General features: G+C 62.6%; 35 protein-coding genes. 2 read left to right on the forward strand and 33 right to left on the reverse strand.

What is annotated here, in order from left to right; translation table 11 throughout:
• Nucleotides 1–86 precede the first annotated feature (86 nt).
• The 16 genes from MB818_RS16095 to MB818_RS16170 form a co-directional block, all read right to left on the reverse strand.
• Nucleotides 87–728: a 2-hydroxychromene-2-carboxylate isomerase gene (locus MB818_RS16095; RefSeq protein WP_238905736.1), complete on the reverse strand. Its 642-nt coding sequence runs from the start codon at nt 726–728 to the stop codon at nt 87–89.
• 133 nt (nt 729–861) lie between these two features.
• On the reverse strand, nt 862–1,050 hold the full coding sequence (gene rpmD / locus MB818_RS16100; protein WP_234140505.1) for a 50S ribosomal protein L30: 189 nt from the start codon (nt 1,048–1,050) through the stop codon (nt 862–864).
• A gap of 12 nt (nt 1,051–1,062) precedes the next feature.
• Nucleotides 1,063–1,635: a 30S ribosomal protein S5 gene (gene rpsE, locus MB818_RS16105; protein WP_011046261.1), complete on the reverse strand. Its 573-nt coding sequence runs from the start codon at nt 1,633–1,635 to the stop codon at nt 1,063–1,065.
• Between the two features lie 112 nt (nt 1,636–1,747).
• Nucleotides 1,748–2,107, reverse strand: a complete 360-nt coding sequence (rplR, locus tag MB818_RS16110; RefSeq protein WP_234140503.1) for a 50S ribosomal protein L18 — start codon at nt 2,105–2,107, stop codon at nt 1,748–1,750.
• 11 nt (nt 2,108–2,118) lie between these two features.
• Nucleotides 2,119–2,652, reverse strand: a complete 534-nt coding sequence (gene rplF / locus MB818_RS16115) for a 50S ribosomal protein L6 (RefSeq protein ID WP_234142733.1) — start codon at nt 2,650–2,652, stop codon at nt 2,119–2,121.
• A 12-nt stretch (nt 2,653–2,664) separates the two neighbouring features.
• A complete protein-coding gene (gene rpsH, locus MB818_RS16120) occupies nt 2,665–3,057 on the reverse strand; it encodes a 30S ribosomal protein S8 (protein ID WP_234140501.1) in 393 nt (130 codons plus the stop codon).
• 12 nt (nt 3,058–3,069) lie between these two features.
• Nucleotides 3,070–3,375, reverse strand: coding sequence for a 30S ribosomal protein S14 (gene rpsN, locus MB818_RS16125; protein WP_234140500.1), 306 nt, complete (start codon nt 3,373–3,375; stop codon nt 3,070–3,072).
• Nucleotides 3,376–3,392: 17 nt separating this feature from the next.
• Nucleotides 3,393–3,953, reverse strand: coding sequence for a 50S ribosomal protein L5 (rplE, locus tag MB818_RS16130; RefSeq protein ID WP_234140498.1), 561 nt, complete (start codon nt 3,951–3,953; stop codon nt 3,393–3,395).
• The gene (rplX, locus tag MB818_RS16135; protein ID WP_234140497.1) at nt 3,946–4,257 is read right to left on the reverse strand and encodes a 50S ribosomal protein L24; all 312 of its coding nucleotides are present in this window, start codon (nt 4,255–4,257) and stop codon (nt 3,946–3,948) included. Before rplX ends, rplE begins: the two co-directional genes overlap by 8 nt.
• A gap of 2 nt (nt 4,258–4,259) precedes the next feature.
• Nucleotides 4,260–4,628, reverse strand: a complete 369-nt coding sequence (gene rplN / locus MB818_RS16140) for a 50S ribosomal protein L14 (protein ID WP_005621870.1) — start codon at nt 4,626–4,628, stop codon at nt 4,260–4,262.
• Between the two features lie 101 nt (nt 4,629–4,729).
• Nucleotides 4,730–4,960: a 30S ribosomal protein S17 gene (gene rpsQ / locus MB818_RS16145; protein WP_011046254.1), complete on the reverse strand. Its 231-nt coding sequence runs from the start codon at nt 4,958–4,960 to the stop codon at nt 4,730–4,732.
• Between the two features lie 12 nt (nt 4,961–4,972).
• Entirely contained in the window at nt 4,973–5,173 is a 201-nt protein-coding gene (rpmC, locus tag MB818_RS16150; protein WP_234140496.1) for a 50S ribosomal protein L29, read from the reverse strand.
• A 183-nt stretch (nt 5,174–5,356) separates the two neighbouring features.
• A complete protein-coding gene (locus tag MB818_RS16155; RefSeq protein ID WP_234219541.1) occupies nt 5,357–6,055 on the reverse strand; it encodes a Crp/Fnr family transcriptional regulator in 699 nt (232 codons plus the stop codon).
• A gap of 92 nt (nt 6,056–6,147) precedes the next feature.
• Nucleotides 6,148–6,645, reverse strand: a complete 498-nt coding sequence (locus tag MB818_RS16160) for a hypothetical protein (RefSeq protein ID WP_234217460.1) — start codon at nt 6,643–6,645, stop codon at nt 6,148–6,150.
• 126 nt (nt 6,646–6,771) lie between these two features.
• Entirely contained in the window at nt 6,772–7,392 is a 621-nt protein-coding gene (locus MB818_RS16165) for a 2OG-Fe(II) oxygenase family protein (RefSeq protein WP_234140492.1), read from the reverse strand.
• A gap of 66 nt (nt 7,393–7,458) precedes the next feature.
• A complete protein-coding gene (locus MB818_RS16170; RefSeq protein WP_234163769.1) occupies nt 7,459–8,160 on the reverse strand; it encodes a winged helix-turn-helix transcriptional regulator in 702 nt (233 codons plus the stop codon).
• Between the two features lie 169 nt (nt 8,161–8,329).
• Between MB818_RS16170 and MB818_RS16175 the strand changes: the two genes are divergently transcribed.
• A complete protein-coding gene (locus MB818_RS16175; protein WP_234140488.1) occupies nt 8,330–8,578 on the forward strand; it encodes a YjiS-like domain-containing protein in 249 nt (82 codons plus the stop codon).
• Nucleotides 8,579–8,665: 87 nt separating this feature from the next.
• On the opposite strand, the gene MB818_RS16180 is transcribed toward MB818_RS16175, so the two are convergent.
• From MB818_RS16180 to pdxR, 16 genes are all read right to left on the reverse strand, one after another.
• Nucleotides 8,666–9,214 (reverse strand): amino acid synthesis family protein, encoded by a 549-nt coding sequence (locus MB818_RS16180; protein WP_234140486.1) that lies wholly within the window; start codon nt 9,212–9,214, stop codon nt 8,666–8,668.
• A 108-nt stretch (nt 9,215–9,322) separates the two neighbouring features.
• On the reverse strand, nt 9,323–9,736 hold the full coding sequence (gene rplP / locus MB818_RS16185) for a 50S ribosomal protein L16 (RefSeq protein WP_234140485.1): 414 nt from the start codon (nt 9,734–9,736) through the stop codon (nt 9,323–9,325).
• Between the two features lie 12 nt (nt 9,737–9,748).
• Nucleotides 9,749–10,456, reverse strand: a complete 708-nt coding sequence (rpsC, locus tag MB818_RS16190) for a 30S ribosomal protein S3 (RefSeq protein WP_011046247.1) — start codon at nt 10,454–10,456, stop codon at nt 9,749–9,751.
• Nucleotides 10,456–10,836 carry a 50S ribosomal protein L22 gene (rplV, locus tag MB818_RS16195; RefSeq protein WP_234140484.1) on the reverse strand — a complete coding sequence of 127 codons (381 nt, stop codon included), beginning with the start codon at nt 10,834–10,836 and terminating at the stop codon, nt 10,456–10,458. The genes rpsC and rplV overlap by 1 nt, the downstream gene beginning before the upstream one ends.
• A gap of 3 nt (nt 10,837–10,839) precedes the next feature.
• Nucleotides 10,840–11,118, reverse strand: a complete 279-nt coding sequence (gene rpsS, locus MB818_RS16200) for a 30S ribosomal protein S19 (protein WP_093029006.1) — start codon at nt 11,116–11,118, stop codon at nt 10,840–10,842.
• A 3-nt stretch (nt 11,119–11,121) separates the two neighbouring features.
• Nucleotides 11,122–11,964: a 50S ribosomal protein L2 gene (rplB, locus tag MB818_RS16205; RefSeq protein ID WP_011046244.1), complete on the reverse strand. Its 843-nt coding sequence runs from the start codon at nt 11,962–11,964 to the stop codon at nt 11,122–11,124.
• Between the two features lie 540 nt (nt 11,965–12,504).
• Entirely contained in the window at nt 12,505–13,239 is a 735-nt protein-coding gene (locus MB818_RS16210; RefSeq protein WP_238905738.1) for a hypothetical protein, read from the reverse strand.
• 226 nt (nt 13,240–13,465) lie between these two features.
• A complete protein-coding gene (locus tag MB818_RS16215) occupies nt 13,466–13,651 on the reverse strand; it encodes a helix-turn-helix domain-containing protein (protein ID WP_234140480.1) in 186 nt (61 codons plus the stop codon).
• A gap of 68 nt (nt 13,652–13,719) precedes the next feature.
• Complete coding sequence (locus tag MB818_RS16220) at nt 13,720–15,345, reverse strand: GMC family oxidoreductase (protein ID WP_238905740.1); 1,626 nt, start codon at nt 15,343–15,345, stop codon at nt 13,720–13,722.
• 29 nt (nt 15,346–15,374) lie between these two features.
• Nucleotides 15,375–15,740 (reverse strand): cupin domain-containing protein, encoded by a 366-nt coding sequence (locus MB818_RS16225; protein ID WP_234140476.1) that lies wholly within the window; start codon nt 15,738–15,740, stop codon nt 15,375–15,377.
• A 41-nt stretch (nt 15,741–15,781) separates the two neighbouring features.
• Nucleotides 15,782–16,618, reverse strand: a complete 837-nt coding sequence (locus tag MB818_RS16230) for an ABC transporter permease (RefSeq protein ID WP_234140473.1) — start codon at nt 16,616–16,618, stop codon at nt 15,782–15,784.
• Nucleotides 16,618–17,502: an ABC transporter permease gene (locus MB818_RS16235; RefSeq protein ID WP_238905741.1), complete on the reverse strand. Its 885-nt coding sequence runs from the start codon at nt 17,500–17,502 to the stop codon at nt 16,618–16,620. The genes MB818_RS16230 and MB818_RS16235 overlap by 1 nt, the downstream gene beginning before the upstream one ends.
• Before the next feature lies 1 nt (nt 17,503).
• Nucleotides 17,504–18,592: an ABC transporter ATP-binding protein gene (locus MB818_RS16240; RefSeq protein ID WP_238905742.1), complete on the reverse strand. Its 1,089-nt coding sequence runs from the start codon at nt 18,590–18,592 to the stop codon at nt 17,504–17,506.
• 76 nt (nt 18,593–18,668) lie between these two features.
• Nucleotides 18,669–19,709, reverse strand: a complete 1,041-nt coding sequence (locus MB818_RS16245; protein ID WP_234140465.1) for an ABC transporter substrate-binding protein — start codon at nt 19,707–19,709, stop codon at nt 18,669–18,671.
• Nucleotides 19,710–19,904: 195 nt separating this feature from the next.
• Nucleotides 19,905–21,212: an NAD(P)/FAD-dependent oxidoreductase gene (locus tag MB818_RS16250; RefSeq protein WP_234140461.1), complete on the reverse strand. Its 1,308-nt coding sequence runs from the start codon at nt 21,210–21,212 to the stop codon at nt 19,905–19,907.
• Between the two features lie 125 nt (nt 21,213–21,337).
• Nucleotides 21,338–22,813, reverse strand: coding sequence for a MocR-like pyridoxine biosynthesis transcription factor PdxR (gene pdxR, locus MB818_RS16255; protein WP_234145522.1), 1,476 nt, complete (start codon nt 22,811–22,813; stop codon nt 21,338–21,340).
• A 119-nt stretch (nt 22,814–22,932) separates the two neighbouring features.
• Here pdxR and MB818_RS16260 point away from each other — a divergent pair, with 119 nt between their 5' ends.
• Nucleotides 22,933–24,036: a mandelate racemase/muconate lactonizing enzyme family protein gene (locus MB818_RS16260; RefSeq protein ID WP_238905743.1), complete on the forward strand. Its 1,104-nt coding sequence runs from the start codon at nt 22,933–22,935 to the stop codon at nt 24,034–24,036.
• 273 nt (nt 24,037–24,309) lie between these two features.
• On the opposite strand, the gene MB818_RS16265 is transcribed toward MB818_RS16260, so the two are convergent.
• Nucleotides 24,310–24,863 (reverse strand): DDE-type integrase/transposase/recombinase (locus MB818_RS16265; RefSeq protein ID WP_234237798.1); only part of this gene is annotated, 554 nt, incomplete at its 5' end.

The raw sequence follows: 24,863 nt of genomic DNA on the forward strand, positions 1-24,863 counted from the left end.
GAACATGGCTGGCAGATAGTGCTGCGCCGCAGCATCAGCAAGAGGTGCTTTGGTCTAGCCGCCATGCAGCGGCGGCATGGCTTGGCTCAGCCAACCGGCGGATTGTGCCAATTGCCGGGCCGAAACGGCCGCGTCAGGGCGCGGGCCATCAGTTCCAGCCGGTCCTGGCCATAGAATGGGTCGCCATTGACCACATAGGTCGGCGAGCCGAACAGCGCGCGGTCGATCGCCTCTTGCGTATTGACGGCCTGCTCGTCGATTGCCGGGACGGATCGGGCCGCCGCCAACAGCGACTCGACCGGCAGGTCCAGTCGCGCCAGCAACTCGCTCAACAGTCGGGGATCGGCGATATCCGCATCGTCGCGCCAATGCGCCTGGAGTATCGCAAAGGACAGCGCGTTCACATCCAATCCGTCCCGCTGCGCGGCGATGATCAAACCGTTGGGCAGATCCAGCGGGTTGTCATGATAGGTCGGGCGGTGGTCGATCACCGGCAGCCCACGCCATTCGGCCCAGCGTTCGATCTCACGGCCAAAGAAATAGTCGACATGCGCCTGGCTGCGCGCGGCGAAGGACAGGCCGCCCACCGCCTCGACCACCGGGCTGAGCAGGATGGGGCGATGCACCAGCTCTGTACCGGGATGAGCGGCGCAGACGCGATAAAGCTCCTGCGCGCCGAGATAGGCATAGGCGGAATGGGCGGAATAGAAATAGTCGATGCGTGCCATGAGGCGCAGGGTATGCGGCAAAGAGCGGCGGCGCATCCCGCGCCATGTCCGCACACGCGAAATTGATCCGCGCGGCGCAAACGAAAACGCCCCCGGCGAACCGGGGGCGTTTCAACTGTCCATCGAGAGGGGCTTAGCCGCGCTCTTCGACGATCTCGACCAGATGCGGGATCTTGCGGATCATGCCGCGGACCGAGGGGGTATCCTCCAGCTCGCGGGTCTTGTGCATCTTGTTCAGGCCCAGACCAACCAGGGTTGCGCGCTGGTCGGCGGGGCGGCGGATCGGCGAGCCGATCTGCTTGACGACGATGGTTTTTGCCATGGGTGCGTCTCCTTAGGCTTCAGCGGCTTCAGCAGCCGGTGCTTCGTCCCGCTTGGGCAGGATGTCGGCGACCTTCTTGCCACGACGCTGTGCGACCGAACGCGGGCTCTGCTCTTTTTTCAGGCCGTCGATGGTGGCGCGGATCATGTTGTAGGGGTTCGCGCTGCCCAGCGACTTGGACACGACGTCCTTGACGCCCAGCATTTCGAACACGGCACGCATCGGACCACCGGCGATGATACCGGTACCTTCGGGCGCGGCGCGCATGACGACCTTACCGGCGCCGTGACGGCCTTCGATGTCGTGATGCAGGGTGCGGCCTTCGCGCAGCTGCACGCGGATCATCTGGCGCTTGGCCTGCTCGGTTGCCTTGCGGATGGCCTCGGGCACTTCTTTCGCCTTGCCCTTGCCAAAGCCGACGCGGCCTTTCTGATCGCCCACGACCACCAGAGCGGCGAAGCCGAAGCGCTTACCGCCCTTGACGGTTTTCGACACGCGGTTGATCGCGACCAGACGGTCGGCGAATTCGGGGGCTGCTTCCTCGCGGTCGCGACGGTTGCCCCGGCGGTTTTCACGTTCTGCCATGCGGCATTCCTCTTTCTCTGTTGGCGCCTGGGCGCCGTTGTCTCCGATCCCTGGTGGCCACGCGGGCGCGGCCCCGGATCATCGGGGGGGCGGCAGGCGCCCCCCTCAGGTCTTAGATCTTCAGACCGCCTTCACGCGCGGCGTCGGCCAGAGCCTTCACCTTGCCGTGGAACAGAAAGCCGCCACGATCGAAATAGGCCTCTTCGATGCCAGCCTTCTTGGCGCGCTCGGCGATTGCCGCGCCCACCTTCTTGGCCGCTTCGACGTTGTTCTTGCCAACAACGCCAAGGTCCTTTTCCATGGTCGAGGCTGCCGCCAGGGTCACGCCGCGAACGTCGTCGATCAGCTGGGCGCTGATGTTCTTGTTCGAGCGGTGCACGCTCAGGCGCAGGCGCCCGGCGTTGACCTTGCGAAGCTTGTTCCGAACGCGCAGGCGGCGTTTCAGAAACAGGGTACGTTTGCTGTTTGCCATTGTTCGCGTCCTTACTTCTTCTTGCCGTCTTTGCGGAAGATGAACTCGCCCTTGTAGCGGATACCCTTGCCTTTGTACGGCTCGGGCGAACGCCACTCGCGGATTTTCGCAGCCACTTCACCAACCTGTTGCTGGTCGATGCCTTCGACAACGATCTCGGTCTGCTTCGGGGTGCTCACGGTGACGCCCGCCGGAACGGCGAAGTCGACATCGTGGCTGTAGCCGAGGTTCAGCTTGAGCGTGTTGCCCTGGGCGTTGGCGCGGTAACCCACACCGGTGATCTCCAGCTCTTTCTTGAAGCCTTCGGTCACGCCGGCGACGAGGTTGGCCACCATGGTGCGCGACATGCCCCACTGCTGGCGTGCCCGCTTGGACATGCCACGGGGGGTGACGCTCACCACATTGCCGTCGACGGTGATGGTCACGTCGTCGGTGGCGGTGAAGCTGCGGGCGCCCTTGGGGCCCTTCACTTCGATGGTCTGGCCCGACACAGAGGCGGAAACGCCACTGGGCAGCTCGACCGGTTTCTTACCAATACGAGACATTTGCAGACCTCCTTAGAAGACGGTGCAGAGCACTTCGCCGCCAACATTGTTGGAGCGAGCGTTTGCGTCCGACATCACACCTTTCGGAGTGCTGACAATCGACACGCCCAGGCCCTGACGGACCGAGGGGATGTCCTTGACGCCCATGTAAACGCGACGACCGGGTTTCGACACCCGCTTCAGTTCGCGAATGACGGGTTCGCCTTCGTAGTATTTCAGCTCGATGTTCAGCGTCGGGTGGCCATTGGCATCCGTCGACTTCTCATAGCCGCGGATATAGCCTTCGTCCGCCAGCACATCCAGAACCCAGGCGCGCAGTTTCGAGCCGGGGGTGCTGACCGTGGTCTTGCCGCGCAGCTGAGCGTTGCGGATACGGGTGAGCATATCGCCGATAGGATCGTTCATATCACTCTCTCCTTACCAGCTCGATTTCACCATGCCGGGGATCTGACCAGCAGACCCCAGCTCGCGCAGCATGATCCGGCTGACCTTGAGCTTACGATAGTAAGCGTGCGGACGGCCGGTAAGCTGGCAGCGGTTGTGAAGACGGGTTGCCGAGCTGTTGCGCGGCAGTTTCGCCAGTTGCAGACGCGCCTTGAAGCGCTCTTCCATCGGGCGGCTCTCGTCGTTTGCGATTTCTTTCAGCTCGGCGCGCTTTGCGGCATATTGTGCCACCAGGCGCTCGCGCTTCTTCTCGCGTTCGATCATGCTTTTCTTAGCCATGTCTAATCCTCGCGCGCTTAGGCGTTGAAGGGCATGTTGAAATGCTTCAACAGGCTCTTGGCTTCGGCGTCGGTTTTCGCAGTGGTGGCGATGATGATGTCCATGCCCCAGACTTCGTCGACCTTGTCGAAGTCGATTTCCGGGAACACGATGTGCTCCTTGATCCCCATGGCAAAGTTGCCACGGCCATCGAACGAGGGCTTCACACCACGGAAGTCGCGGATGCGGGGCATCGCGATGGTGATCAGGCGATCGAGGAATTCATACATACGCTCGCCGCGCAGGGTTACCTTGGCACCCATCGGCATGTCTTCGCGAACGCGGAAACCGGCGATCGACTTCTTGGCCGTGGTGGTGATGGCTTTCTGGCCGGCAATCTTGCTCAGATCTTCCTGAGCCGATTTGGCCTTCTTGCTGTCTTTCACCGCCTCGGCGCCGCAGCCGATGTTCAGAACGATCTTGTCCAGCTTGGGGATCATCATGTCGTTCTTGTAGCCGAACTCTTCTTTCAGAGCGGCCCGGATGGTTTCTGCGTACTGTGCTTTCAGACGCGGGGTATAGTTTGCAGCATCAAGCATCGATCACGTCCCCCGTGGTCTTGGCAAAACGGACCTTCTTGTCACCTTCCATGCGGAAGCCGACGCGGGTTGCCTTGCCGTTCTTGTCCAGCAGCGCCAGGTTGCTGAGGTCGATCGGCAGTGCCTTGGGCAGGCGGCCACCTTGCGAGGTCTGGGTCTGGCGGGTGTGACGGATGGCGATGTTCACGCCGTCGACAACAGCTTTGCCGGCTTTCGGGTCAACCGAGGAGATGGTCCCCTCTTTGCCCTTGTCCTTGCCGGCCAGCACGACGACCTTGTCGCCTTTGCGGAGTTTTGCGGCCATGATTACAGCACCTCCGGAGCCAGCGAGATGATTTTCATGAAGTTCTTCGCGCGCAGTTCACGAACAACCGGGCCAAAGATACGGGTACCGACCGGCTCGTTGTTGTTGTTCAGGATGACGGCGGCGTTGCGATCGAAACGGATCGCGGTGCCGTCTTCGCGACGGACTTCTTTGGCGGTGCGCACGACGACGGCCTTGCGGACGTCACCTTTCTTCACGCGGCCGCGCGGGATGGCTTCCTTCACCGAGACGACAATGATGTCGCCGACGGAGGCGTATTTACGCTTGGAACCACCCAGAACCTTGATGCACTGAACCCGGCGAGCGCCGGAGTTGTCAGCAACATCCAGATTGGTTTGCATCTGGATCATGTGGTTTCTCCCGACCTTTGGGGCGCCGATGCGTGGCGGTATCCCCAGGGTTTCGACTGTGCCAAGAGGCCTAGTCGCCAGGAGCCTGAAGGATCAGGCTCTTAGGCTTCCAGAACTTCCCAGCGTTTCGTTTTCGATTTCGGCGCGCATTCGATGATGCGGACAGTGTCGCCGACCTTGAAAGCGTTCTTTTCATCGTGAGCCCGGTATTTCTTGGACTTACGGATGGTTTTCTTCAGAACCGGATGGGTGAAGCGACGCTCCACCAGGACGGTCACGGTCTGTGCGTTGGCGTCGCTGGTCACGGTGCCTTGCAGAATACGTTTGGGCATCTCTCAGGCTCCTCAGTTCGCAGCTTCAGCGGCTTTTTCGTTCAGCACGGTCTGCACACGGGCAACGTCGCGGCGGACGGTGCGGATGCGGGCCGTGCTTTCGAGCTGACCGGTGGCCTGCTGGAAGCGCAGGTTGAACGCCTCCTTCTTCAGGTTGACCAGATCTTCCCGGAGCTGATCCGGGGTCTTGTTACGCAGTTCCTGGGCGTTCATCGCCTTTTCCTTTGCTCAAAACACCAGAGGGCCCCGTGGCCGGGTCACCCTTGACCTGGTGGATGAATGACAAACAAGCGAATCCCCCGCTGGCGCGGGGGAACGCAAGATGCCGCTCTATAGGAGAGTTGCCATGGGAGGGCAAGGGAAAGTTCGCCCGTACACATGACCGGCGACCTGCTGTCAGTCGGCCGTCCCGCCAACCGGTCGAACGGCGGTTTCGGCACCGGCGTTCTGATAGGCCAGCTTGGCGCGCATGTCGCGGGCAACACCCGCCTCGACGGCCGCCATGGCTGCCGGGTTGCTCTCGCGCAGGCGGTCGAGCTTGGGCCGCTCGATCCGCCAGACCCACCCCTCGTTCTGCATCACCGCCGTCGCCACCGCCAGTCCATCCCCCATCAGGGACATCTCGCCGATGAAATGGCCCTCGCCCACCAGCCGCAGCAGCCGACCTTGTCGTTCAATCCGAACCACGCCGGACGCCACATAGGTCAGGAACTCGGGTCGTTGCCCTTCATGTGTCAGCACCGTCTCGGATGGCAGCGTTTCCCAGCGCCCCATATCCAGCAACCGGCGGGTACGCCCCGGCGAGAGCCCGCTCAGCAGGGTTTCGCGAAACCGGTCCTCCTCAGGGGTGAACCGCGCGCGCCGGTCGTTGCGCCACAGCAGGGCAAGCTCGGCAACGTTCACCACAACCAACAGGCTCTGCCAGAACACGCCCACCGGGTTTTGCAGCCAGAAATGATCGAACGCGATGCCCGCCAATGCCGAGGCGATCACGAACAACCGCAGCCACAGCATGTGGCGCATCAGCATCGACAGCACGAGCAGCAGATAGGACAAATGCCCCGCCCAGCCTTCGATGATGAACCCCAGATCCATGCGCGCGATGTCCGCTAGTCCCGCCGGTGTTTCTCCGGCCTCCTTTCAGCGATAGCGGTCCCCTCGGTTGCATTCAAGCACGGCGCGGGGGCCTAACGGTTGGCGGTCGCGCGTTTCAACACCTCAAGCATCTGGGCGACCTGTTCCGGGGTCAGCCGGCCATGCCCCACCAGGAACGTCGCGATATCCCGATCCGTATAGCGACCGGTCAGCACCCCCTCGCGCAGAATCAGACTTTGGCGCGCCAGATCGCGGGCCGAAACATGACAGGCCCGGCATTTCTGCCGGAACAGCTGCCCCGAGGTACGGATCATGTCGAAATGGGCAAGCAGGATCGCAGCCTCCTGCGGGGTCAGGCGGCCATGGCCTGCCTCCAGCATGGCCGCAACGGAGCGTCCGGACCGTTGCCCCGTCAACCCCTCTTGCGTCAGCGCCAGATCCTGCCAGACGAAATCACCGGCATGCGGCAGATGGCACCCGGCGCAGCGTTCCTCGTACAGACGATGCGGATCGACCGATTGCGCCCGCCCGGGCGCAGCCAGAAACAGGGCAAGAAGGGCAGTCAAAAGGGGCAGAGAGATACGCGGCATGGCACATTCGCGACCAAGGACAAGCGCTGCCGCTGGCGCGTCACGCCGAAGCAGCGCGCCCAATTTGGAGCAACGCGCGAATGATCCCCATGACTTCGGTCAAATCCGGTGCTGCCGGCGCCGGGATCACTCCCACCGATAGTTGAAGCTGACCGAGATGCGTTCCTCTTCAGCCATGTTCATCGGAACCTCGTGGCGCAGCCAGCTTTCCCAGAGCAGCACATCGCCCACATCGGGTTTCATATAGATAAAGGGCTGCAATTCGCGCCGGGCGGTCTTGGTGCGCGTCGGCGCCGCCATCATCCGGCCCGAACGGGGGTCTTCCAGCTTCAGCGCGCTGGCACCGTCGGGCATGGCGACATAGGTGGTGCCGGAAATCACCGAATGCGGATGCAGGTGGCTGGAATGCATGCCGCCCTGCGGCAGGATGTTGATCCAGAGATCCTCGAGCACCAGTTTGCGCCCGTCCAGATCGAACTCCAGATCGGCTGCAAAGGCCGCGACATGGGCGTCGAGCGATGTGACCAGATCGGCAAAGATCGGAAACCGCCAGGGCAGATCGGTGAGCGAGGCATAGGAGGTATAGCCGGGATAGCCGTTTTCCTCGCACCACTCCTGCCCGGCCTCGTCATCCTCGGCGATGGAATAGCAGGACGCCTCCATCTCGTCAGGGTCAATGGCGGGGCCATGTTCGGACAGGCGGGCGCGATAGAGGCGGGTGACAAAGAGGGATTCGATCTGGGACATGGCGGAGTCATAGACCAACCCGGGAACACGCGCGAGAGCCAGTCGCCGCCACAGCAATATTCGATCTCAAACGGCCCGAGCCAGACCCTCGACCCCAGCGTACATGCTTAGTCTGAGCCATCGCCCGATCGTCTTTTCCAGTCGTTTGTCTCCTGACATGAAAAACCTTCCGCTGTCGATCTCGCGACCGTAAGACATCCGGCCAAGATAGATGCCGGTCATCACGGACACACCCGTCTCGATGAACAAATCCACCTCAAAGCCGGGATCCGCAGCACACAGTTCCACCGGAACACCCGGACGAACGACCAGCCAATAGGTCGACGCAGGGGAGGTTGCGTCCGAAAAGTTGAAACGGACAACTGTCCGGCCCGGCGGCAGCGCATCGACCACGATCCGGTTTCGAAGGGTCCACATCAGGACATCCGCATCACGGTCTTCGAGCGCCACATCGACAGATACATTGCGCTGCGCCCATCGCGCGAGACCTTCGAGGATCGGATCCAGTTCGACGGCCTTCTCGGTACGGATATAGTCTATGACCCCGCTGGCTGGGTCATCGATCCGTTCGACAAGCCCATTCTGCTGCATCTCTTTCAGGCGTTTGGCCAGCAGAGTCGGCGAGATTCCGGGTAGGCCGCGCTTGATATCGTTGAAACGGGTCGAACCGGTGGAGAGCTCTCCGAGGATCTGAATGGTCCAACGGGGATTGAGGACTTCGCAAGCCTTGGAAGTCGGGCAAAAGAGACCAAACGGTTTGGTCGTCATCTCGTACCTCCATCTTCTGGTCTGTCGGATATGTGACAGTCTATCCGGGCCCGGGATATCGCTCCAGTACAGAAGCTGTACCGGTTCTGGTTCACTTCCTACACTGCCCCGCGCCATGATTGAGGTGGCACCCTGTCGTCAGATGAACCCCGAACAAGGACTACGACAGATGATCTCCCTCGCACATGCCGCAACCGAGCAGACCCGCCTTCACAATGCCCTTTCCGTAAATCGGTTCCTTTTGATCGCCCAAGGGCTATTGCTCCGCTGGCATGCGATGGCCACTTTGTCCCTGCTATCGGACCGCGGATTGCGCGACATCGGGCTGACACGCGACGATGTCATGTCGATTGCACGAGATACCAGCGGAGTTGACCAGATTGAGCAGACGCGGCTTCGCCAGTCCAGAAACTGGTAGAATGCACAGCAATGAACAAAAAGCGCCCGTCGGGAAATCGGCGGGTCTCCTTGTGGTTTGGCGCACCACTTTCCACACTTTGCCTGTTCAGGTCTGGACCGGACCCTTGCCGCAGCGGGGGATCGGGCGTCCGCCGTCAGCATAGGCCAGGCACATGACAATCTCGTCCGGGCCCGGTGCATCCGCCATGACCAGGGTCATCGTGTCGAAATGATCAAAGGACCAGGGGTTGTCCTTGTGACCCAGCGGCACGTCAATCGTTGTGCCCGGTCCGCCCAGTTTTACATTGGAAGGGATCACCGCCGCCCCGCCGCCCGCTGCCACGCGCATCGGCGCACCCAGTTTGGGATGCACAACCGCCCCGCCCTGTTCCATGTCGCCATTTGCTCCGACAATCGCGGCCTTGCCGTAGGAAATCGGGGGATTGCCCAATTCGGCGATGGCTTGCCGTGCCAGAGCTTCGCCCAATTCGCGACCGATCTCGAACAGGGGCGAGAGGTCACGAAAGAACCGACCCGCCAACGGATTGCGAAACGCGACCATGACAGCCACCCGGGTCACGGGATGGCAAGGTTCACCGAAGGCATCCGCGGTAATGATTTCACGCTGAAAAACGGTCTTGCGGGGCTGCGCCAAGGGTCACCTCCGGACACGGAATGCACAAATTCTACGATGGATACCGAAAAAGGAAAACCCCCGCCGGTGTCCCGGCGGGGGTTTCAATGTCTTGTCGTAAGACCGGGATTACCAGTCTTCGCGGACCACGACGCGGGTCTTGATCGGCAGCTTCATCGCGGCCAGGCGCAGGGCCTCGCGGGCGATGTCGTCATTGACGCCATCGATCTCGAACATCACGCGACCGGGCTTGACCTTGCAGGCCCAGTAATCCACCGAACCCTTACCTTTACCCATACGGACTTCGGTCGGCTTCGAGGTCACCGGCGTATCCGGGAAGATCCGGATCCAGACGCGGCCCTGACGTTTCATGTGACGCGTCATGGCACGACGTGCGGCTTCGATCTGGCGGGCGGTAACCCGCTCGGGCTCCAGAGCCTTCAGACCATAGGTGCCGAAGTTCAGGTCGCTTCCGCCTTTTGCCAGACCGTGGATACGGCCCTTGAACATCTTGCGGAATTTAGTGCGCTTTGGTTGCAGCATCTCTAATCCTCCTTAGCGGCGGCCACCGGCGCCACGCGGGGCCGGACCGTCCTGGAGTTCCTGTGCCTTGCGGTCACGCGCCTGCGGATCATGCTCGAGGATCTCGCCTTTGAAGATCCAGACCTTGATCCCGATGATCCCGTAAGGGGTCGAGGCCTCGGCCAGAGCATAATCGATGTCGGCGCGCAGGGTGTGCAGGGGCACGCGGCCCTCGCGATACCATTCGGTCCGTGCGATCTCGGCACCGCCCAGACGGCCGGCGACGTTCACACGGATGCCCAGGGCACCCATCCGCATCGAGTTTTGCACCGCGCGCTTCATCGCACGGCGGAAGGACACGCGGCGTTCCAGCTGCTGGGCGATCGACTCGGCGACCAGCTGAGCATCCATCTCGGGCTTGCGCACTTCGACGATGTTCAGGTGCAGCTCGCTGTCGGTCATGTTCGCCAGCTTCTTGCGCAGGGTCTCGATATCGGCGCCTTTCTTGCCGATAATCACGCCCGGACGCGCGGTGTGGATCGTCACGCGGCACTTCTTGTGCGGACGCTCGATGATCACACGGGCGACACCGGCCTGCTTGCACTCTTCCTTGATGAACTCGCGGATCGCGAGGTCTTCGAGCAGCAGATTGCCATAGTCCTTGGTATCTGCGTACCAGCGGCTGTCCCAGGTGCGGTTGACCTGAAGACGCATGCCGATCGGATTGACTTTATGTCCCATTAGGCTTGCTCCTCAACTTGACGCACCTTGATGGTGAGCTCCGAGAACGGCTTCATGATCTTGCCGAACCGGCCACGGGCCCGCGGGCGGCCGCGCTTCATGACCAGGTTCTTGCCAACCCATGCTTCGGCAACGATCAGCTCGTCCACGTCCAGGTTGTGGTTGTTTTCGGCATTGGCGATGGCGGACTGAAGGCATTTCTTCACGTCCTGCGCGATCCGCTTGTTCGAGAAAGTCAGGTCGGTCAGGGCCTGTCCGACTTTCTTGCCGCGGATCATCGCTGCAACCAGGTTCAGTTTCTGCGGGCTGGTGCGAAGCATGCGGGTTTTCGCCATTGCTTCGTTTTCGGCCACGCGGCGGGGGTTCTTTTCCTTGCCCATGACTTACTTCCGCTTCGCTTTTTTGTCAGCCGCGTGACCGTAATAGGTCCGGGTCGGCGAGTATTCACCGAACTTCTGACCGATCATGTCTTCGGAGACGTTGACGGGGATGTGTTTCTGGCCGTTGTACACGCCAAAGGTCAGACCCACGAACTGGGGCAGGATGGTGGACCGGCGCGACCAGATCTTGATGACTTCGTTGCGGCCCGACTCGCGCGCTGCTGCTGCCTTCTTCAGGACATAAGCATCGACGAAAGGACCTTTCCAAACAGAGCGAGACATTGCTTAACGCCCTTTCTTCTTGGCGTGACGCGAGCGAATGATCAGCTTTTGCGACGCTTTGTTCTTGTTGCGGGTACGGGTACCCTTGGTGTCCTTGCCCCACGGGGTCACCGGCGTACGGCCACCCGAGGTGCGGCCCTCACCACCACCATGGGGGTGGTCGATCGGGTTCATTGCAACACCGCGGACCGACGGACGAATGCCCTTGTGGCGCATGCGGCCGGCCTTGCCGTAGTTCTGGTTGCTGTTGTCGGGGTTCGACACGGCACCGACGGTGGCCATGCATTCCTGACGCACCATGCGCAGTTCGCCCGAGCTCAGACGGATCTGAGCGTAGCCGCCATCACGGCCCACGAACTGGGCGTAGGTGCCGGCGGCACGTGCGATCTGACCGCCCTTACCGGGCTTCATCTCGATGTTGTGCACGATGGTACCGATCGGCATGCCCGAGAAGGGCATCGCGTTACCCGGCTTGATGTCGGCCTTGGCGGATGCCACGACCTTGTCACCGACCGCCAGACGCTGCGGGGCCAGGATATAGGCCTGCTCGCCGTCTTCGTATTTGATCAGTGCGATGAACGCGGTCCGGTTCGGATCGTACTCGATCCGCTCGACGGTGGCCGCCACATCGAATTTGTTCCGTTTGAAGTCAACGATCCGGTAGAGGCGTTTCGCCCCACCACCGCGGCGACGCGAGGTGATCCGTCCGGTGTTGTTCCGGCCGCCCGACTTGGTCAAACCCTCGGTGAGGGATTTGACAGGACGTCCTTTCCAAAGCTCCGAACGGTCGATCAGCACCAGCCCGCGCTGGCCCGGCGTCGTCGGCTTATACGACTTGAGTGCCATGCTTTCTGTCTTCCGTTTAGCAACGGCGGGTTGCCCCGCCTATGTATTGAGGCCCCCGTAGGTGCCCATTGTATAGGGCCCCGAAGGTCCCCGGCTGCAAAAATCACGAGCCCCGGGACGAATCCCAGGGCGCAAGATTGGAAGCATGTAACAAGGCAGTAAATGATTGTCTATAGAGAACCAAGAAAATAAGGCGGTGACGCTTTCAGCGCCAAAGTGTCAAATATACTTTCCCAACGGGACGCTGAAGAACTGACTTTGGCAGTTAGAACTCAGCCATCGCCCAGATCCAATGTCGCTTGCTGTCAAGCTCACCATAGCAACTGAAGAAACGCTCGGCCAGGACCGCGTCATCGCTGCGTAAAAATTCGAGACAGCGGCCAACGGCTTGCCAGTCTGGCCGAAGGCTTTAGCCAGGGCCTGGGCGTGCATCTCGTGCAGATAGTAACTACCGCTCCAATTCAGCACGTATGATCCGGTGCCCACGCGCTCGTCCGCTATGATCGCGGCGAGAGAGCGCGTATAGGTCTCGCGCACGCCCTACCCCGTACCCCAGGCGTCAAGCGGGTTCTCTGCCGCGATACCGGGTTCGAGCACCGCCTGAACCGCCGCCATGGTGCCGGGCGACAGCTCGGCATAGTCAAGGCGGTGATCGTCTGCCATGTCAGCCATTAATTCGAGCTCGCAACCGGAATTGTGGATCGAGGCGATGCCCGGAGCGGATGCCCCCCCCCAACCCAGCGCAAATTGCGCCAGCATCGCCGCCACCTCGTCGATCGACCCCGCCATATAACCGCCCAGCCGCCGCACCAGCGCGCGGAACAGGGCATCGTCGCCCACCGGCGCGCCCGTATGCGAGCTCGCCATGCGTGCACTCAGGGCCGAGCGCCCAGCCTTGAGGATCGCCGCCGCAATGTCGCGGGTGGCCACCTCCTCAATCGCGGCGACAACTCCCTCCGGGTCGTGCACGGTTTCGAGGAACAGGCCGACCACGCGGGTTTCCGGCTGGTCGACCATCCAGCGCGGGTAGTCGGCGGTGGTGGTCACCGTCTCGGAGCCGGTGCTGACCGCCGGCGAAAACCGCAGCCGCCGGTCGTTGTTCATCAACGCCCAAGGATCGAGCCCGATTGCGCAATACCCCCCCGGTTTCAGGTTCAGCAGTACCGGAAACGGAGTCACCCGCAGCGCACAACTGAAGTTATGAAACCCCATGCTGTTGGGGCCGCAGAGCGCGGCGCCAGCCGCGCGGACCCGATCGCCGATAAGGCGGCGCATCTCTGGATCGGGACATTCCGAATTGGAAACGAGCGATTTACCCGGCTTATACCGGGCCGCTAATCGGCAACATGGCCCGAGCCGCCGTCTTGTCGCAGATCAGTGGGACAAAGCCCCACGCGGGCACCGACAGCCCGGCCCCGCCCTGCCTGATCAGGCGCGCCCGGTTAGCAAACTGCTCGACCGCAAGGATCGACGGTTCCGCATCCATATACAGCAGATACGCCTATGGGGGGCGGGCAAAAAGGACCTTGGATCGATGGAACAGGGGAAAGCCCAGCATATCCTCGAGCCGCGAGAGCGCGATGCTGATGGCGGGCTGGGTCAAGTGGAGCCGGTCCGCCGCCTTCGAGACCGAGCTCTTCTCCATCAGGGCGTGGAAGACTTCGAGATGGCGCAGCTTCAGATGCATGGCGAGACTAAAAGAAACCAAACATCAGGGGACAGGCAGATTATCATTTTGTTACATTGCAGCAAGATTTACCCGCCTGCACCGCAATCTTCCAGGATCATGTCGGCGCCCTTTTCGCCCACCATGATCGCCGGGGCATTGGTATTGCCGGAGGTCAGCGTAGGAAAGATCGAGGCATCGACCACCCGCAGCCCGCTGATGCCATGCACCCGCAGGCGTGCGTCCACCACGTCCCGCGCCACGTCCGGCCCCATCCGGCAGGTGCTGACCGGGTGGAACACGGTTCCGGCCCGCTGCCGGATGTCGGCGATCAGATCGTCATCGGAACGAATATCCGCACCGGGCAGCATCTCGGCCTCGATCAGCCGGGCAAGCGCCGGGGCCTCGGCCAGCCGCCGCAGCAGCCGCGTACCTTCGAGCATCTCCTGCATGTCGATCTCGGTGGCAAGGTAATTGGGGTGGATCGCCGGTGGCTCTTTCGGGTCCGAGGAGCGGATCTCCAGATGCCCCCGGCTGGTGGGTCGGGTCGGCTGGGCGCTGAGCAGGAAGCCAGGGAACGGGTCGGGGTTCATCAGCGGCCGTTTGCCCGGCGGCGCCTTGGTATAGCTGACCGGCGAAAAGAACAGCTGCATGTTCGGACGATCCAGACCGGGACGCGAGCGCACGAAGCCACCCGCCTGGTTGACGCCCAGCGACAGCGGCCCGCGCCGTGTCAGCACATAGCGCAGCCCGTGCCACAGCTTGCCATACCACGGGTGCAGCTGGGTGTTCAGCGTCGGCACGCGCGAGCGGTAGAGATGGTCGATACTGAGATGATCCTGCAAATTCCGCCCCACCCCGTCCAGCGCATGCACCACCTCTATGCCCGTGTCCCGCAACAGGCGGGCGGGGCCGACGCCAGACAGTTGCAGCAATTGCGGCGAGTTGATCGCCCCGCCCGACAGGATCACCTCGCGCCGGGCGCGCACGGTCTTGACCTGCCCGTTCCGGCGATACGCCACCCCCACCGCCTGCCTGCCCTCGAACAGCACCCGTTCGGCCAGCGCCCCCGTCTCGACACGCAGGTTCGCGCGTCGCAAAACGGGGCGCAGATAGGCCCGCGCCGCCGACATCCGCATGCCCCCCTTGGCGGTGTTCTGATAGGTACCCACCCCCTCTTGCGTGGCGCCGTTGAAATCGGGGTTGTGCGGAAATTGAAGCTCTCCGCCCGCAGCGATGAAATCCCGGCAGAGCGGGTGCAGATCCCGGTCCATGGTCGCCACATGCAGCGGGCCATTGTCGCCGCGAAAGGCGTCTCCACCCCGGTCATTGGTCTCGGAGCGGCGGAAATAGGGCAGCACATCGTCCCAGCCCCAACCCGGATTGCCCATCGCCTGCCAGCCGTCGAAATCCTGCGCCTGTCCCCGGACATAGACCATCGCGTTGATCGAGCTTGACCCGCCCAGCACCTTGCCGCGCGGCCAATAGCTGACCCGCCCGTTCAGCGCCGCATCGGGTTCGGTATGGTACATCCAGTTGACGCTGGGCCGGTAAAAAGTCTTGCCATAGCCGATCGGCATCCAGATCCAGAAGTTCAGATCGCTGCCCCCCGCCTCCAGCAGCAACACCGTGTGCCGGCCGTTCTCGCTCAGCCGGTTGGCCAGCACGCAGCCGGCCGACCCCGCACCCACGATTATGAAGTCATATTCGCTCATGGCGGGCACCGCCCCCTGTTGCCGAGCATCTAGGTCGCAGGTGCCGCGCTGATGACAAAAAGTTTGCGCATGTGGTCATGTATCTCCCATTGACCGGTCCAGCCCTGCGGAAGCACCAGAAGGTCGCCCGGCCCGATGTCGCGGCTGCCACTGCCATCGGCATTTGTCACAGTCGCCCGTCCGGACAGGATATGACAATATTCGCCGCCCCCGGTGCGGTCTGCGGTAAACCGGCCCGGCGTGCACTCCCAGACCCCGATCATGGTGCCGCCATCGGCCGACGTCCACAACACAGTCGAGGCCTCGGTCTGACCCTTGGTCAGGCTGGTGGGCTTGTCGGCAAAGGCGCCCAGCGGTACCGAGGCAAGGTCGGCGAATGTTTGCAGGTCGATCATGGCAGCTCTCTCGATCAGGGGGGAATGCCCGAACCCGGGCATCACTCGCTTGGTTTCGTTGATTTCTTCTGTTGTCCAAACACCTGCGCCAGCACCATCATCCCCGTCGTCACCAGGATCATGATGGTCGAGATCGAGGCGATGGTCGGGTCGATCTGGTCGCGCAGCGCGTTGAACATGTTGCGCGTCAGGGTCGGGTTGTCGCCGCCCGAGACGAACATCGCCACCACCACCTCGTCAAACGAGGTGAGAAAGGACAAGAGCGCGCTCGTCACCACGGCAAAGCGGATCTGCGGCAACGTCACGGTCAGAAACGCCTTCCACCGCGGTGCGCCCAGGCTGCGGGCGGCCTCCTCCTGGCTCATGTCGAAGCTTTTCAGCGCCGAGCCGGTGACGATCACCACCAGCGGCAGTGCCAGCACCGTATGCGCCAGCACCAGCCCGGTGATCGTATAGAGGATCTGAAGCTGCACATAGGCGTAGAAGGCCCCGATCGCGACCAGCACCACCGGCACCATCATCGGCGTGATCATCAGCACGAAAGCCGCGCGGACAAACCGGATTTTCGAGCAATGCAGGCCATAAGCCGCCAGCACGCCAATCGGTGTCGCCACCAGCATCGTCAGGAACGCCGCCTTGAACGAGGTGCGCGTTGCCAGCATCCACTCGGGCGAGCCGAAGTAATGGTCGTACCAGCGCGTCGACCAGGTCTCGGGTGGAAACTCCAGATACTGGCTGTCCGAGAATGACATCGGCACCACGATCAGCGTGGGTGTCACCAGCAGCACCATGGTGATCACCGCAATGACGTAGAGCCACAGGCGCTGGCCATGGGTGATCTGGGTCTCGGTCGCGGGGCTTTGGAACCAGCGCAGCATCAGTGCCCTCCCCCGGTCATCTTCTCAAGGTTCAGAAAGCGCGAGGCGATCCACAGGATCACCATGGTCGAGATCAGCAGCACCACGCCCAGCGCGCTGGCCGCCCCCCAGTTCACGAAGAGCTCGATATTGGACACGATCTTCATCGACACCATGATCACCTTGCCGCCACCCAGCACCGCCGGGGTAACAAAAAAGCCAAGGCAAAGGATGAACACCATCAGCGACCCGGCAAAGAGGCCCGGCAGCGTCAGCGGAAAGAACACCGTCCAGAACGCCCGGCGCGGGCTGGCACCCAGGTTCGAGGCCGCCTTCATCAGGTCGCGGTCAATCGCCTTCATCGCGCCATAGACCGGCAGGATCAGGAAGGGCAGCATGATATGCACCATGCCGATCAGGGTACCGGTCATGTTGTGGACAATCTTGATGGGTTCGTCCCACAGCCCCAGCGAGATCGCCCATTCGTTCACCAGCCCGCGTTTTTGCAGCAGCACCAGCCAGGCATAGGTGCGCACGAGAAGCGAGGTCCAGAACGGCAGCAACACCGTGATCAGGCACAGGTTGGCAATCCGGTTCGGCAGGCCGGCGATGAAATAGGCCAGCGGATAGCCGATCAGGATACACAGGCCGGTGGTCAGGAAACTGACCTCGAACGTGGTCTGAAAGATGCGGGCATAGGATTTCCGCTTCAGCATCCGCTCGTAATTTTCCAGCGAGAAGGTGCCATCCGCCCCGATGAACGAGACATAGAACAGCCAGCCCACCGGGATCACCAGAATGACAAGGATCAGCAGGATCGCGGGCGAGCCGAGGCCAAAGAGCTTCATCCGCTCCAGCCATTCGTCGCGCCTCAGCCCCGCCTCGTTGGTGCGTACCGCCTCCATCCTAGGCCTCGCTTCCGTCGATCAGCACCGTATCCTCGGGCGCCAGGCACAGGGTCAGCGCGTCGCCCACCGCAGGCAGGGCGGTGATATTGGCGCCCCGCATGGCGCCGCGCAACACGATCTGCGCGCCATCGGCCAGCGCCGCATGCAGCAGGAAACTGTCCCCCTGGTAAACCACCTCGGTCGCGGTGGCGGCAAAATTGTTGACCCCCTCGCGCGGCCCCTCGCGCGACAGCACCACCCGTTCGGGGCGGACCATCAAGAGCAGGCTGGCGGCGTCGGGCGGCGGGCTGTCATGCAGCAGGGGCGTACCGTCGAACAGCACCGTGTCACCCTGGCGCGACACCGGCAGAAAGGTGGATTCACCGATGAAATCGGCCACAAAGCGGTTGGCGGGCCGCTCGTACAGGTCGCGCGGCGTGGCCAGCTGCATGATGCGGCCATGGTTCACCACCGCGATCCGGTCGGACATGGTCAGCGCCTCGCGTTGGTCATGGGTGACATAGACCGTGGTCATGCCCAGTTTCTCATGCAGGTGCCGCAGCTCGATCTGCATCTGGTCGCGCAGCTTCTTGTCCAGCGCCGACAGCGGCTCGTCCATCAGCAGGATGCGCGGCTCGAACACGATGGCCCGTGCCACCGCGACGCGCTGGCGCTGGCCGCCGGACAGCTGGTCGATCCGCCGGTCGCCAAAGCCCCCCAGTTGCACCGTGTCCAGCGCCGCCTCGACGCGGGCGGCGATCTCGGGCTTGGGCACCTTGCGCAGCTTCAGCGGGTACCCCACGTTGCCTGCCACCGTCATATGCGGGAACAGCGCATAGCTTTGGAATGTCATGCCCACATCGCGCAGATGCGGCGGCGTGCGGATCACCTCGCGGTCGCCGAATTTCAGACTGCCGCAATCGGGCCGGGTGAACCCCGCCAGCACCATCAACAGCGTCGTCTTGCCCGACCCCGACGGGCCCAGAAGCGTCAGGAACTCACCGCTTTGCACCTCTAGCGAGACATCATTGAGCGCATGCACCGGGCCATAGGTCTTGGTCACGTTCTTGACCGAGATCGGCAAGGCTTCGTTGGTTCTGGAGGTCAAGACAAACCCTCGCAATCTTCGTTCGAGAAACAAGCGGGCGCCGCAGCGCCCGCCCTTGAATGGCTGGAAACCCGCCTCACTCGGTCAGCATTTCCTGATACATCTCGGCCGCGATGGTCTCCCACTTGGCGTACCAGTCCAGCGAGACCGGCAGCTGCATCGCCGCGTTTTCGGGCGACGAAGGCAGGCCCGCCGCCACGTCGGCGGTGATCACGCCGGTCTCATAGGCCGCCTTGTTGGTCGGCCCATAGGTGATGTATTTCGGCAGATCGTCCTGATACTCGGGCTTGGAAATCTCGTTCAGGAATTCCATCGCCGTATCGCGGTTTGGCGCGCCCTTGGGCACCGCGAAACAGTCGTAGTCGAGCAGCGCCTGGTTGAAGCTGTAGGCCACCTTGGCGCCGTCCTTGGCGGCATTGTCGAACCGTCCGTTCCAGCCGGTGGTCATATCGACCTCGCCGTCCTTCATCAGCTGCGCATGCTGCGCGCCGGATGTCCAGAACACCGAAATATGCGGTTTCAACTCGCGGATCTTGTCGATCGCCCGTTCAATCCCCTCTTCGCTGTCGAGCACGCTATAGACATCGGCAGGCGCCACGCCATCGGCCATCAGCGCCCCTTCGAGCGCGCCCGCCACCTTGCCGCGATAGGCGCGCGAGCCGGGGAACTTCTCGACATCCCAGAAATCGGCCCAGCTCTGCGGTCCGTTCTCGCCATAGGTGTTGGTGTTCCAGGCATAGACGGTCGAGAACACATCGCCGCCGATGCAGTAATCGTTGTAAAGACCGGGATAGAAGGTCGAGACGTCGATCACGTTATAGTCTAGCTTCTCCAGCAGCCCCTCGGCCGCAGCCCGCGCCGCGGAACCGGAACCGCTGGCCACGATATCCAGCGTCACCTGCCCCGAGCTGACCTGAAGTCGCACATCGGACATGCCGCCATAGGTCTCCTGCTTGACCTCGATACCGGTATTGGCGGCGGCGGGTTCGAACAGCGCCTTGCTTTGCGCCTCCTGATACGAGCCGCCCCAGGACGCGATGGTCACGCTCTTGCCCTGCGCAAATGCGCCCGTCGCCAAGACTGCGGCAGAGATCGTCAGAATTGTTCTCGTTTTCATTGGTTTCCTCCCTTTGGTGGTTTTCCGGGTCCTGCCCCGTCCAGATCGGCAGGCAGCGGGCAAGGCGCCCTAGTCGTGTTCCACCTGTCGCGATAGTGCGGGCACCAGCGGGACAAATGAAATTTCGAATCCTAAACCTTGGTTTCGATCCGTTAATACCGGGTCAGGCTGGCGGTGCCGTCCTGCCCGGCCCGTTCAGGTCATGCGCAAAGCCTTTCGAAACTGTCGTTGATCCTTCCAGCGATACCAGGCCACCGCCGCGGGCAGGAACCAGGGCTTGCCGCGATAGAGGGGCCGGGTGGGAAAGGGCAGACCGTCGAACGCGGTTTGTCCCTCGGCCAGGCCCAGCACCTTTTGCCCCGCGCGCATGCCCAGATAGGGCGCCATCGACACACCCGATCCGCAATAACCCATGGCATAGTGAATGCCGTCCTGCACCCCGGTATGGGCCAGTTCGTCGAAGCTGTAGGCGACCGTGCCGCTCCAGGCATGGCTCAGCGCGACGTTTTCCAACTGGGGAAAGATGCGGCACATGTCCTGTCTCAGCCGGGCTGCCCCGGCCAGCGCCGTGGTTTCCGAGGCCGAGACGCGCCCCCCGAACAGCACCCGCCGCCGGTCGGGCGAGGCGCGATAGTAATAGACCACCTTGCAGGTGTCGCTGGCGATGCGGTCGCCGGGGAACAATTCGTCAATGGTCGCCTCGGGCAGTTCCTCGGTGGCGATGATATAGCTGCCGATCGGGATCACCCGGCGCTGCAACCAGGGCGTCAATGCGGTGGTGTAACCATTGGTGGCGACGATCACGTCGCGCGCCTCGACCACGCCCTTGGCGGTCTCGACCCGGAACCCTGTTCCGGAACGGGTGATCGCGCCAACCCGACACTGGCCCACCACCTCCACCCCGGCCCCGATGGCGAGGCGCAGCAATTCGCGGTGAAACTTGCCCGGATGCAGCGAGCAATGCGCAGAAAACACCACGCCGCCGAAATAGGCATCCGTGCCCAACTGGCGGCGTTGTTCGGATCGCGGCACGGCAAAGCTTTCGATGCCTTCCTGCTGGCGCAGCTTCTCGGCATCGCGTGTCAACTCCTCGTAATGGCCCGGCGTATGCGCCGCGTGAAAGCGCCCGGCCCGGCGGAAGTCGCAGTCAAGCCCTTCGCGCGCGACGAACTCGCCGATCCAACGCAGCGCATTGGCACCCTCGGCCCGGATGCCCCGCGCCCGCTCCAACCCGAATTTCGCGGCCAGCTTTTCCAGCGAGGGTTTCACGCTGGTGCTGATCTGGCCGCCATTGCGGCTGCTGCACCCGTATCCCGGATCCTCGGCATCGACGACCAGCGTCGAGCGGCCGCCGCGCGCCGTGGTCAGCGCGGCACTCAGCCCGGTATAGCCCGCGCCGACAATCAGCACATCGACCCTGGCCGATGGCTGCGTTTGCAAGGCTGGCATGGCGCCCAGCTGATCGTGCCAGAATGGCGTCTGCCTGATGGTCGAAAGTGGCATTGGATTGAACGCGACGCTCCCTACAGCCGGGGCAGGACATCCCCCACCCGCTGGCTCCGATTGAAACGCTAGGCCAATATTGGCTCACAATTCATATCCAATATGACAAAACTTTCAGACCAATCTTAGCGCAAGGCAGGAAGCCCGCCCAGGATACCCATCCCTCTTGCGATATCCTCGGGCGTGGCGCAGCCAAAGCCGAACACGAGACCGGATTGCGAAATCGGGGTCAGGCAGTAGCGCCGCAGCGGTGCCAGCGTGACACCCTGCTGCATGGCCTGCGCGACCACCTCGGCCTCGTCCACGCGCGCATCCAGAAATGCGGGCGTGTGAAACCCGCTGGTCGTCTCTTGCAGGCGGATGCTTTCGGGCAGACCGTGCGCGGCCTCCATCAAGGCCTCGTAGCGCGCCTTGTACAGCTGGCGCATCAGCCGGATATGGGTGGCGAAATGCCCCTCGTCCATGAACTCGGCCACGATCGCCTGCGTCGCGGTCGAGGGTCCGCTGGCCCAGGTGTCGAACATGCCATCAAAGGCCGCGACCATCCGCTCGGGCACCAGCACGAACCCCAGTCGCAACGAGGGAAACAGCGATTTCGAGAAGGTGCCGACATACAGAACCCGCCCATTGGCGTCGATACTGTGCAGCGCCGGGCGCGGCGCGTTGCCAAAGTAGAACTCGCCATCATAATCATCCTCGATGATCAGCGCCTGCGCCTGTTCGGCCGCCTGCAACAGCTCCAGCCGCCGGGGCAGCGACATGACATGGCCCAGCGGCTGCTGGTGCGAGGGCGTGACAAAGGCCAGCCGGAAATGCGGCGCCTTGGCCAACCCGTCAGACACCACCATGCCTTGCGCATCCACATCCACCGGCACCAGTTCGGCCCCTTCGGACAACAGCGCATTGCGCGCGCCCGAGGCGCCGGGATTCTCCATCCAGACCCGGTCGCCCGGATTGAGCAAGAGCCGCCCGATCAGTGAAAACGCATGTTGCGCACCCGAGGTGATGAACACCTGTTCGGGGTCACAGCGTATGCCCTTGAGCGCGCTCAGATGGGTGGCAATCGCCCGGCGCAGCGCGGCCAGCCCCTTGGGCTGGCCATAGCCCATGACGTCGCCGCGCCCGCCCCGCAGGTGCCGCGCCGACAGCCGTGCCCAATGCGCCATCGGAAAGGCATCGAGCGCGGGCAACGCTGTGACAAAGGCGCGCGGCTTGTGCGGCAACCACGCGCGCTGGGCATAGGCGCCCTGCGCGTGGCTGATGACATAAGACAGCCTGGGCTCGCGACCGGCACTGACCGCCCCCTGACTGGGGGCGGTTACGCTCTGGTCCTCCAGTGTTTCGCTGACATATGTCCCCGCCCCGATGCGCGACACCAGCATGCCTTCGGCCACCAGCCGGTCGATGGCGTCGATCACCGTTGTGCGCGACACGCCCACCTCCTTGGCCAGCGTCCGGGTCGCCGGCAGCCGCTCACCCGCGCGCAGGGCGCCCGACAGGATCATGTCGCGCAGCGCCATGTAGAGCTGAACGCTGACACTGCGCCTGAGCGTCCGGTCCAGCCGGATCGAGGACAGCAAGGCGCCTGCGGCATGTTTCACGGGCAGCCCTCTTAATTGGTCTGGCGAAAATGTCGAAATGGATATACCTGCCAGCCCGATTTTTCGCCAGCATTTTTGCAATGCCCGTCCGCCCCGGCCGGCCAAAACCGGAAAACCACATGAAGCTTGCCAAACTCGAAACCTTTTCCACCGAATTCGTCTGCTTCGTCCGGGCCACCGCCGAGGACGGCGCGCAGGGCTGGGGACAGGTGGCGCCCTATTACGCCGACATCACCGCACAGGTGCTGCACCGGCAGGTCGCACCCTATGCGCTTGGGATGGACTGCACCGACATTGACGCCATGCTCGACATCGTGCGCGACCGCGAGCACAAGTTCCCCGGCTCTTACCTGCGCCGGGCGATGGGCGGGGTCGACACCGCGCTCTGGGACATGCACGGGCGGCGCGCGGGCAAGCCGGTCTGCGAGTTGATCGGCGGCACACCCGGACCGGTGCGCGCCTATGGCTCGTCGATGAAACGCGACATCACGCCGGTGGACGAGGCCGCGCGCCTCACCCGCCTCCGCGACGAACTGGGCTTTGACGCCTTCAAATTCCGCATCGGCGCCGAGGTCGGCGGTGACCGGGACGAATGGCCCGGCCGCACCGAAGAGATCGTGCCGACCATGCGCCGCGCCATGGGCGACGATGTGGCGCTGCTGGTCGATGCCAATTCCTGCTACTCCCCCGCCCGCGCCATCGAGGTGGGACGGATGCTGGAACAGCACGGCATCTCGCATTATGAGGAACCCTGCCCCTACTGGGAATTCGCGCAGACCCGCGAAGTGACCGAGACGCTCGACATCGACGTCACCGGCGGCGAGCAGGATTGCATGATGGAGCGCTGGCAGACTATGATCGCCGACCGGGTGGTCGATGTGCTGCAACCCGATATCTGCTATCTGGGTGGCCTGTCGCGCACCCTGCGCGTGGCCCGCATGGCCCATGCCGCCGGGATGCCGATCACCCCGCACGCGGCCAACCTGTCGATGGTGACGCTTTTTACCATGCACCTGCTGCGCGCCATCCCGAACGCAGGAAAATATCTGGAGTTCTCCATCGAGGGGCTGGATTACTATCCTTGGCAAGACGGTCTTTTCACGTCGACCCCCTTCCGGATCGAAAATGGCCATGCAACAGTGACAGACGCCCCCGGCTGGGGCGTCGAAGTGAATCCGGATTGGCTGGCGCGGTCGAATTACCTGGTGACCGAGCCGGAGTGAAGTCCTCCCATCCTTTCGGACAGGGCACAGCATATCCAAGGTGCGCCTTGCTTGGGTACCATGCCGCGAATTTGCGATCTCGACCAATCCAGCATGTCTCCTTCGGTGTTTTCTGATCAAGGGACAAATCAGCTCATTACGAATCGTCAAAGGTGATCCAGTCGCGGATCAACTGGCGCGACTGGAAGCCATCAAAAATTGTCCGTCGTCAGAGTTTTCCGGACATCATGAGCGGTTTCGTATCGGAGGCTCTGGTTCGCTTTCTGTCAGAGTTTAGGCGGCAGCGGCTTGGTGCTGCAACCGGCGTTTTCGGATTGTCTGTTTCTTGATCTCCTCTCTCATCTTCAGGATCTTCGCGCCTCGGCCGTGATAGACATCGGCGGGTGTCAGGTTGGCCAGGCTCTCGTGGTATCGGTGGTTGTTGTAGTGATCGACGAAGGCGCCGATCTGTCGTTCCAGGTCGTCGGGCAGGAAGTAATTTTCCAGCAGAACCCGGTTCTTGATCGTTTGGTGCCAGCGCTCGATCTTGCCTTGGGTCTGTGGGTGATGCGGCGCGCCACGAACATGGTCCATTCCCTTTTGCTCAAGGTATTCGGCCAGATCAGAGGCAAGGTAAGACGAGCCGTTGTCGCTGAGTAGCCGAGGCTTTTGAATGATCGTCGCGCTATCGCAACCGGACGCCTCCAGCGCCAGGTCCAGCGTGTCTGTGACATCGCTGGCCTTCATCGTCGTGCACAGTTTCCACGCGATGATGTAACGGCTGTAGTCGTCCAGGATTGTGCTGAGATAGAACCAACCCCAGCCGATCACCTTGAGATAGGTGAAGT

Origin of the sequence: Ruegeria alba (assembly GCF_022321465.1) — a bacterium.
In the GTDB taxonomy this organism is placed as follows: Bacteria; Pseudomonadota; Alphaproteobacteria; order Rhodobacterales; family Rhodobacteraceae; genus Ruegeria_B; species Ruegeria_B alba.

Bases quoted from the DNA above. Each gene is read 5' to 3' on its own strand.
- MB818_RS16235 (WP_238905741.1), bottom strand. From the start codon at position 17,502: ATGGAGGCGGTACGCACCAACGAGGCGGGGCTGAGGCGCGACGAATGG.
- rpmC (WP_234140496.1), bottom strand. From the start codon at position 5,173: ATGAACGCCCAGGAACTGCGTAACAAGACCCCGGATCAGCTCCGGGAA.
- MB818_RS16220 (WP_238905740.1), bottom strand. From the start codon at position 15,345: ATGAGCGAATATGACTTCATAATCGTGGGTGCGGGGTCGGCCGGCTGC.
- rplV (WP_234140484.1), bottom strand. From the start codon at position 10,836: ATGGGCAAGGAAAAGAACCCCCGCCGCGTGGCCGAAAACGAAGCAATG.
- rpmD (WP_234140505.1), bottom strand. From the start codon at position 1,050: ATGGCAAAAACCATCGTCGTCAAGCAGATCGGCTCGCCGATCCGCCGC.
- MB818_RS16155 (WP_234219541.1), bottom strand. From the start codon at position 6,055: ATGGATCTGGGGTTCATCATCGAAGGCTGGGCGGGGCATTTGTCCTAT.
- MB818_RS16175 (WP_234140488.1), top strand. From the start codon at position 8,330: ATGATCTCCCTCGCACATGCCGCAACCGAGCAGACCCGCCTTCACAAT.
- rpsH (WP_234140501.1), bottom strand. From the start codon at position 3,057: ATGAACGATCCTATCGGCGATATGCTCACCCGTATCCGCAACGCTCAG.
- rplP (WP_234140485.1), bottom strand. From the start codon at position 9,736: ATGCTGCAACCAAAGCGCACTAAATTCCGCAAGATGTTCAAGGGCCGT.
- MB818_RS16165 (WP_234140492.1), bottom strand. From the start codon at position 7,392: ATGTCCCAGATCGAATCCCTCTTTGTCACCCGCCTCTATCGCGCCCGC.
- rpsS (WP_093029006.1), bottom strand. From the start codon at position 11,118: ATGTCTCGCTCTGTTTGGAAAGGTCCTTTCGTCGATGCTTATGTCCTG.
- rplB (WP_011046244.1), bottom strand. From the start codon at position 11,964: ATGGCACTCAAGTCGTATAAGCCGACGACGCCGGGCCAGCGCGGGCTG.
- rpsE (WP_011046261.1), bottom strand. From the start codon at position 1,635: ATGGCAGAACGTGAAAACCGCCGGGGCAACCGTCGCGACCGCGAGGAA.
- MB818_RS16225 (WP_234140476.1), bottom strand. From the start codon at position 15,740: ATGATCGACCTGCAAACATTCGCCGACCTTGCCTCGGTACCGCTGGGC.
- MB818_RS16095 (WP_238905736.1), bottom strand. From the start codon at position 728: ATGGCACGCATCGACTATTTCTATTCCGCCCATTCCGCCTATGCCTAT.
- rplX (WP_234140497.1), bottom strand. From the start codon at position 4,257: ATGGCCGCAAAACTCCGCAAAGGCGACAAGGTCGTCGTGCTGGCCGGC.
- rplF (WP_234142733.1), bottom strand. From the start codon at position 2,652: ATGTCTCGTATTGGTAAGAAACCGGTCGAGCTGCCCAGTGGCGTTTCC.
- rpsQ (WP_011046254.1), bottom strand. From the start codon at position 4,960: ATGCCCAAACGTATTCTGCAAGGCACCGTGACCAGCGACGCCAACGCA.
- MB818_RS16245 (WP_234140465.1), bottom strand. From the start codon at position 19,709: ATGAAAACGAGAACAATTCTGACGATCTCTGCCGCAGTCTTGGCGACG.
- MB818_RS16160 (WP_234217460.1), bottom strand. From the start codon at position 6,645: ATGCCGCGTATCTCTCTGCCCCTTTTGACTGCCCTTCTTGCCCTGTTT.
- rplR (WP_234140503.1), bottom strand. From the start codon at position 2,107: ATGGCAAACAGCAAACGTACCCTGTTTCTGAAACGCCGCCTGCGCGTT.
- rpsC (WP_011046247.1), bottom strand. From the start codon at position 10,456: ATGGGACATAAAGTCAATCCGATCGGCATGCGTCTTCAGGTCAACCGC.
- MB818_RS16230 (WP_234140473.1), bottom strand. From the start codon at position 16,618: ATGCTGCGCTGGTTCCAAAGCCCCGCGACCGAGACCCAGATCACCCAT.
- MB818_RS16170 (WP_234163769.1), bottom strand. From the start codon at position 8,160: ATGACGACCAAACCGTTTGGTCTCTTTTGCCCGACTTCCAAGGCTTGC.
- rplE (WP_234140498.1), bottom strand. From the start codon at position 3,953: ATGCTTGATGCTGCAAACTATACCCCGCGTCTGAAAGCACAGTACGCA.
- MB818_RS16260 (WP_238905743.1), top strand. From the start codon at position 22,933: ATGAAGCTTGCCAAACTCGAAACCTTTTCCACCGAATTCGTCTGCTTC.
- MB818_RS16250 (WP_234140461.1), bottom strand. From the start codon at position 21,212: ATGCCACTTTCGACCATCAGGCAGACGCCATTCTGGCACGATCAGCTG.
- rplN (WP_005621870.1), bottom strand. From the start codon at position 4,628: ATGATCCAGATGCAAACCAATCTGGATGTTGCTGACAACTCCGGCGCT.
- MB818_RS16215 (WP_234140480.1), bottom strand. From the start codon at position 13,651: ATGCATCTGAAGCTGCGCCATCTCGAAGTCTTCCACGCCCTGATGGAG.
- MB818_RS16210 (WP_238905738.1), bottom strand. From the start codon at position 13,239: ATGCGCCGCCTTATCGGCGATCGGGTCCGCGCGGCTGGCGCCGCGCTC.
- rpsN (WP_234140500.1), bottom strand. From the start codon at position 3,375: ATGGCTAAGAAAAGCATGATCGAACGCGAGAAGAAGCGCGAGCGCCTG.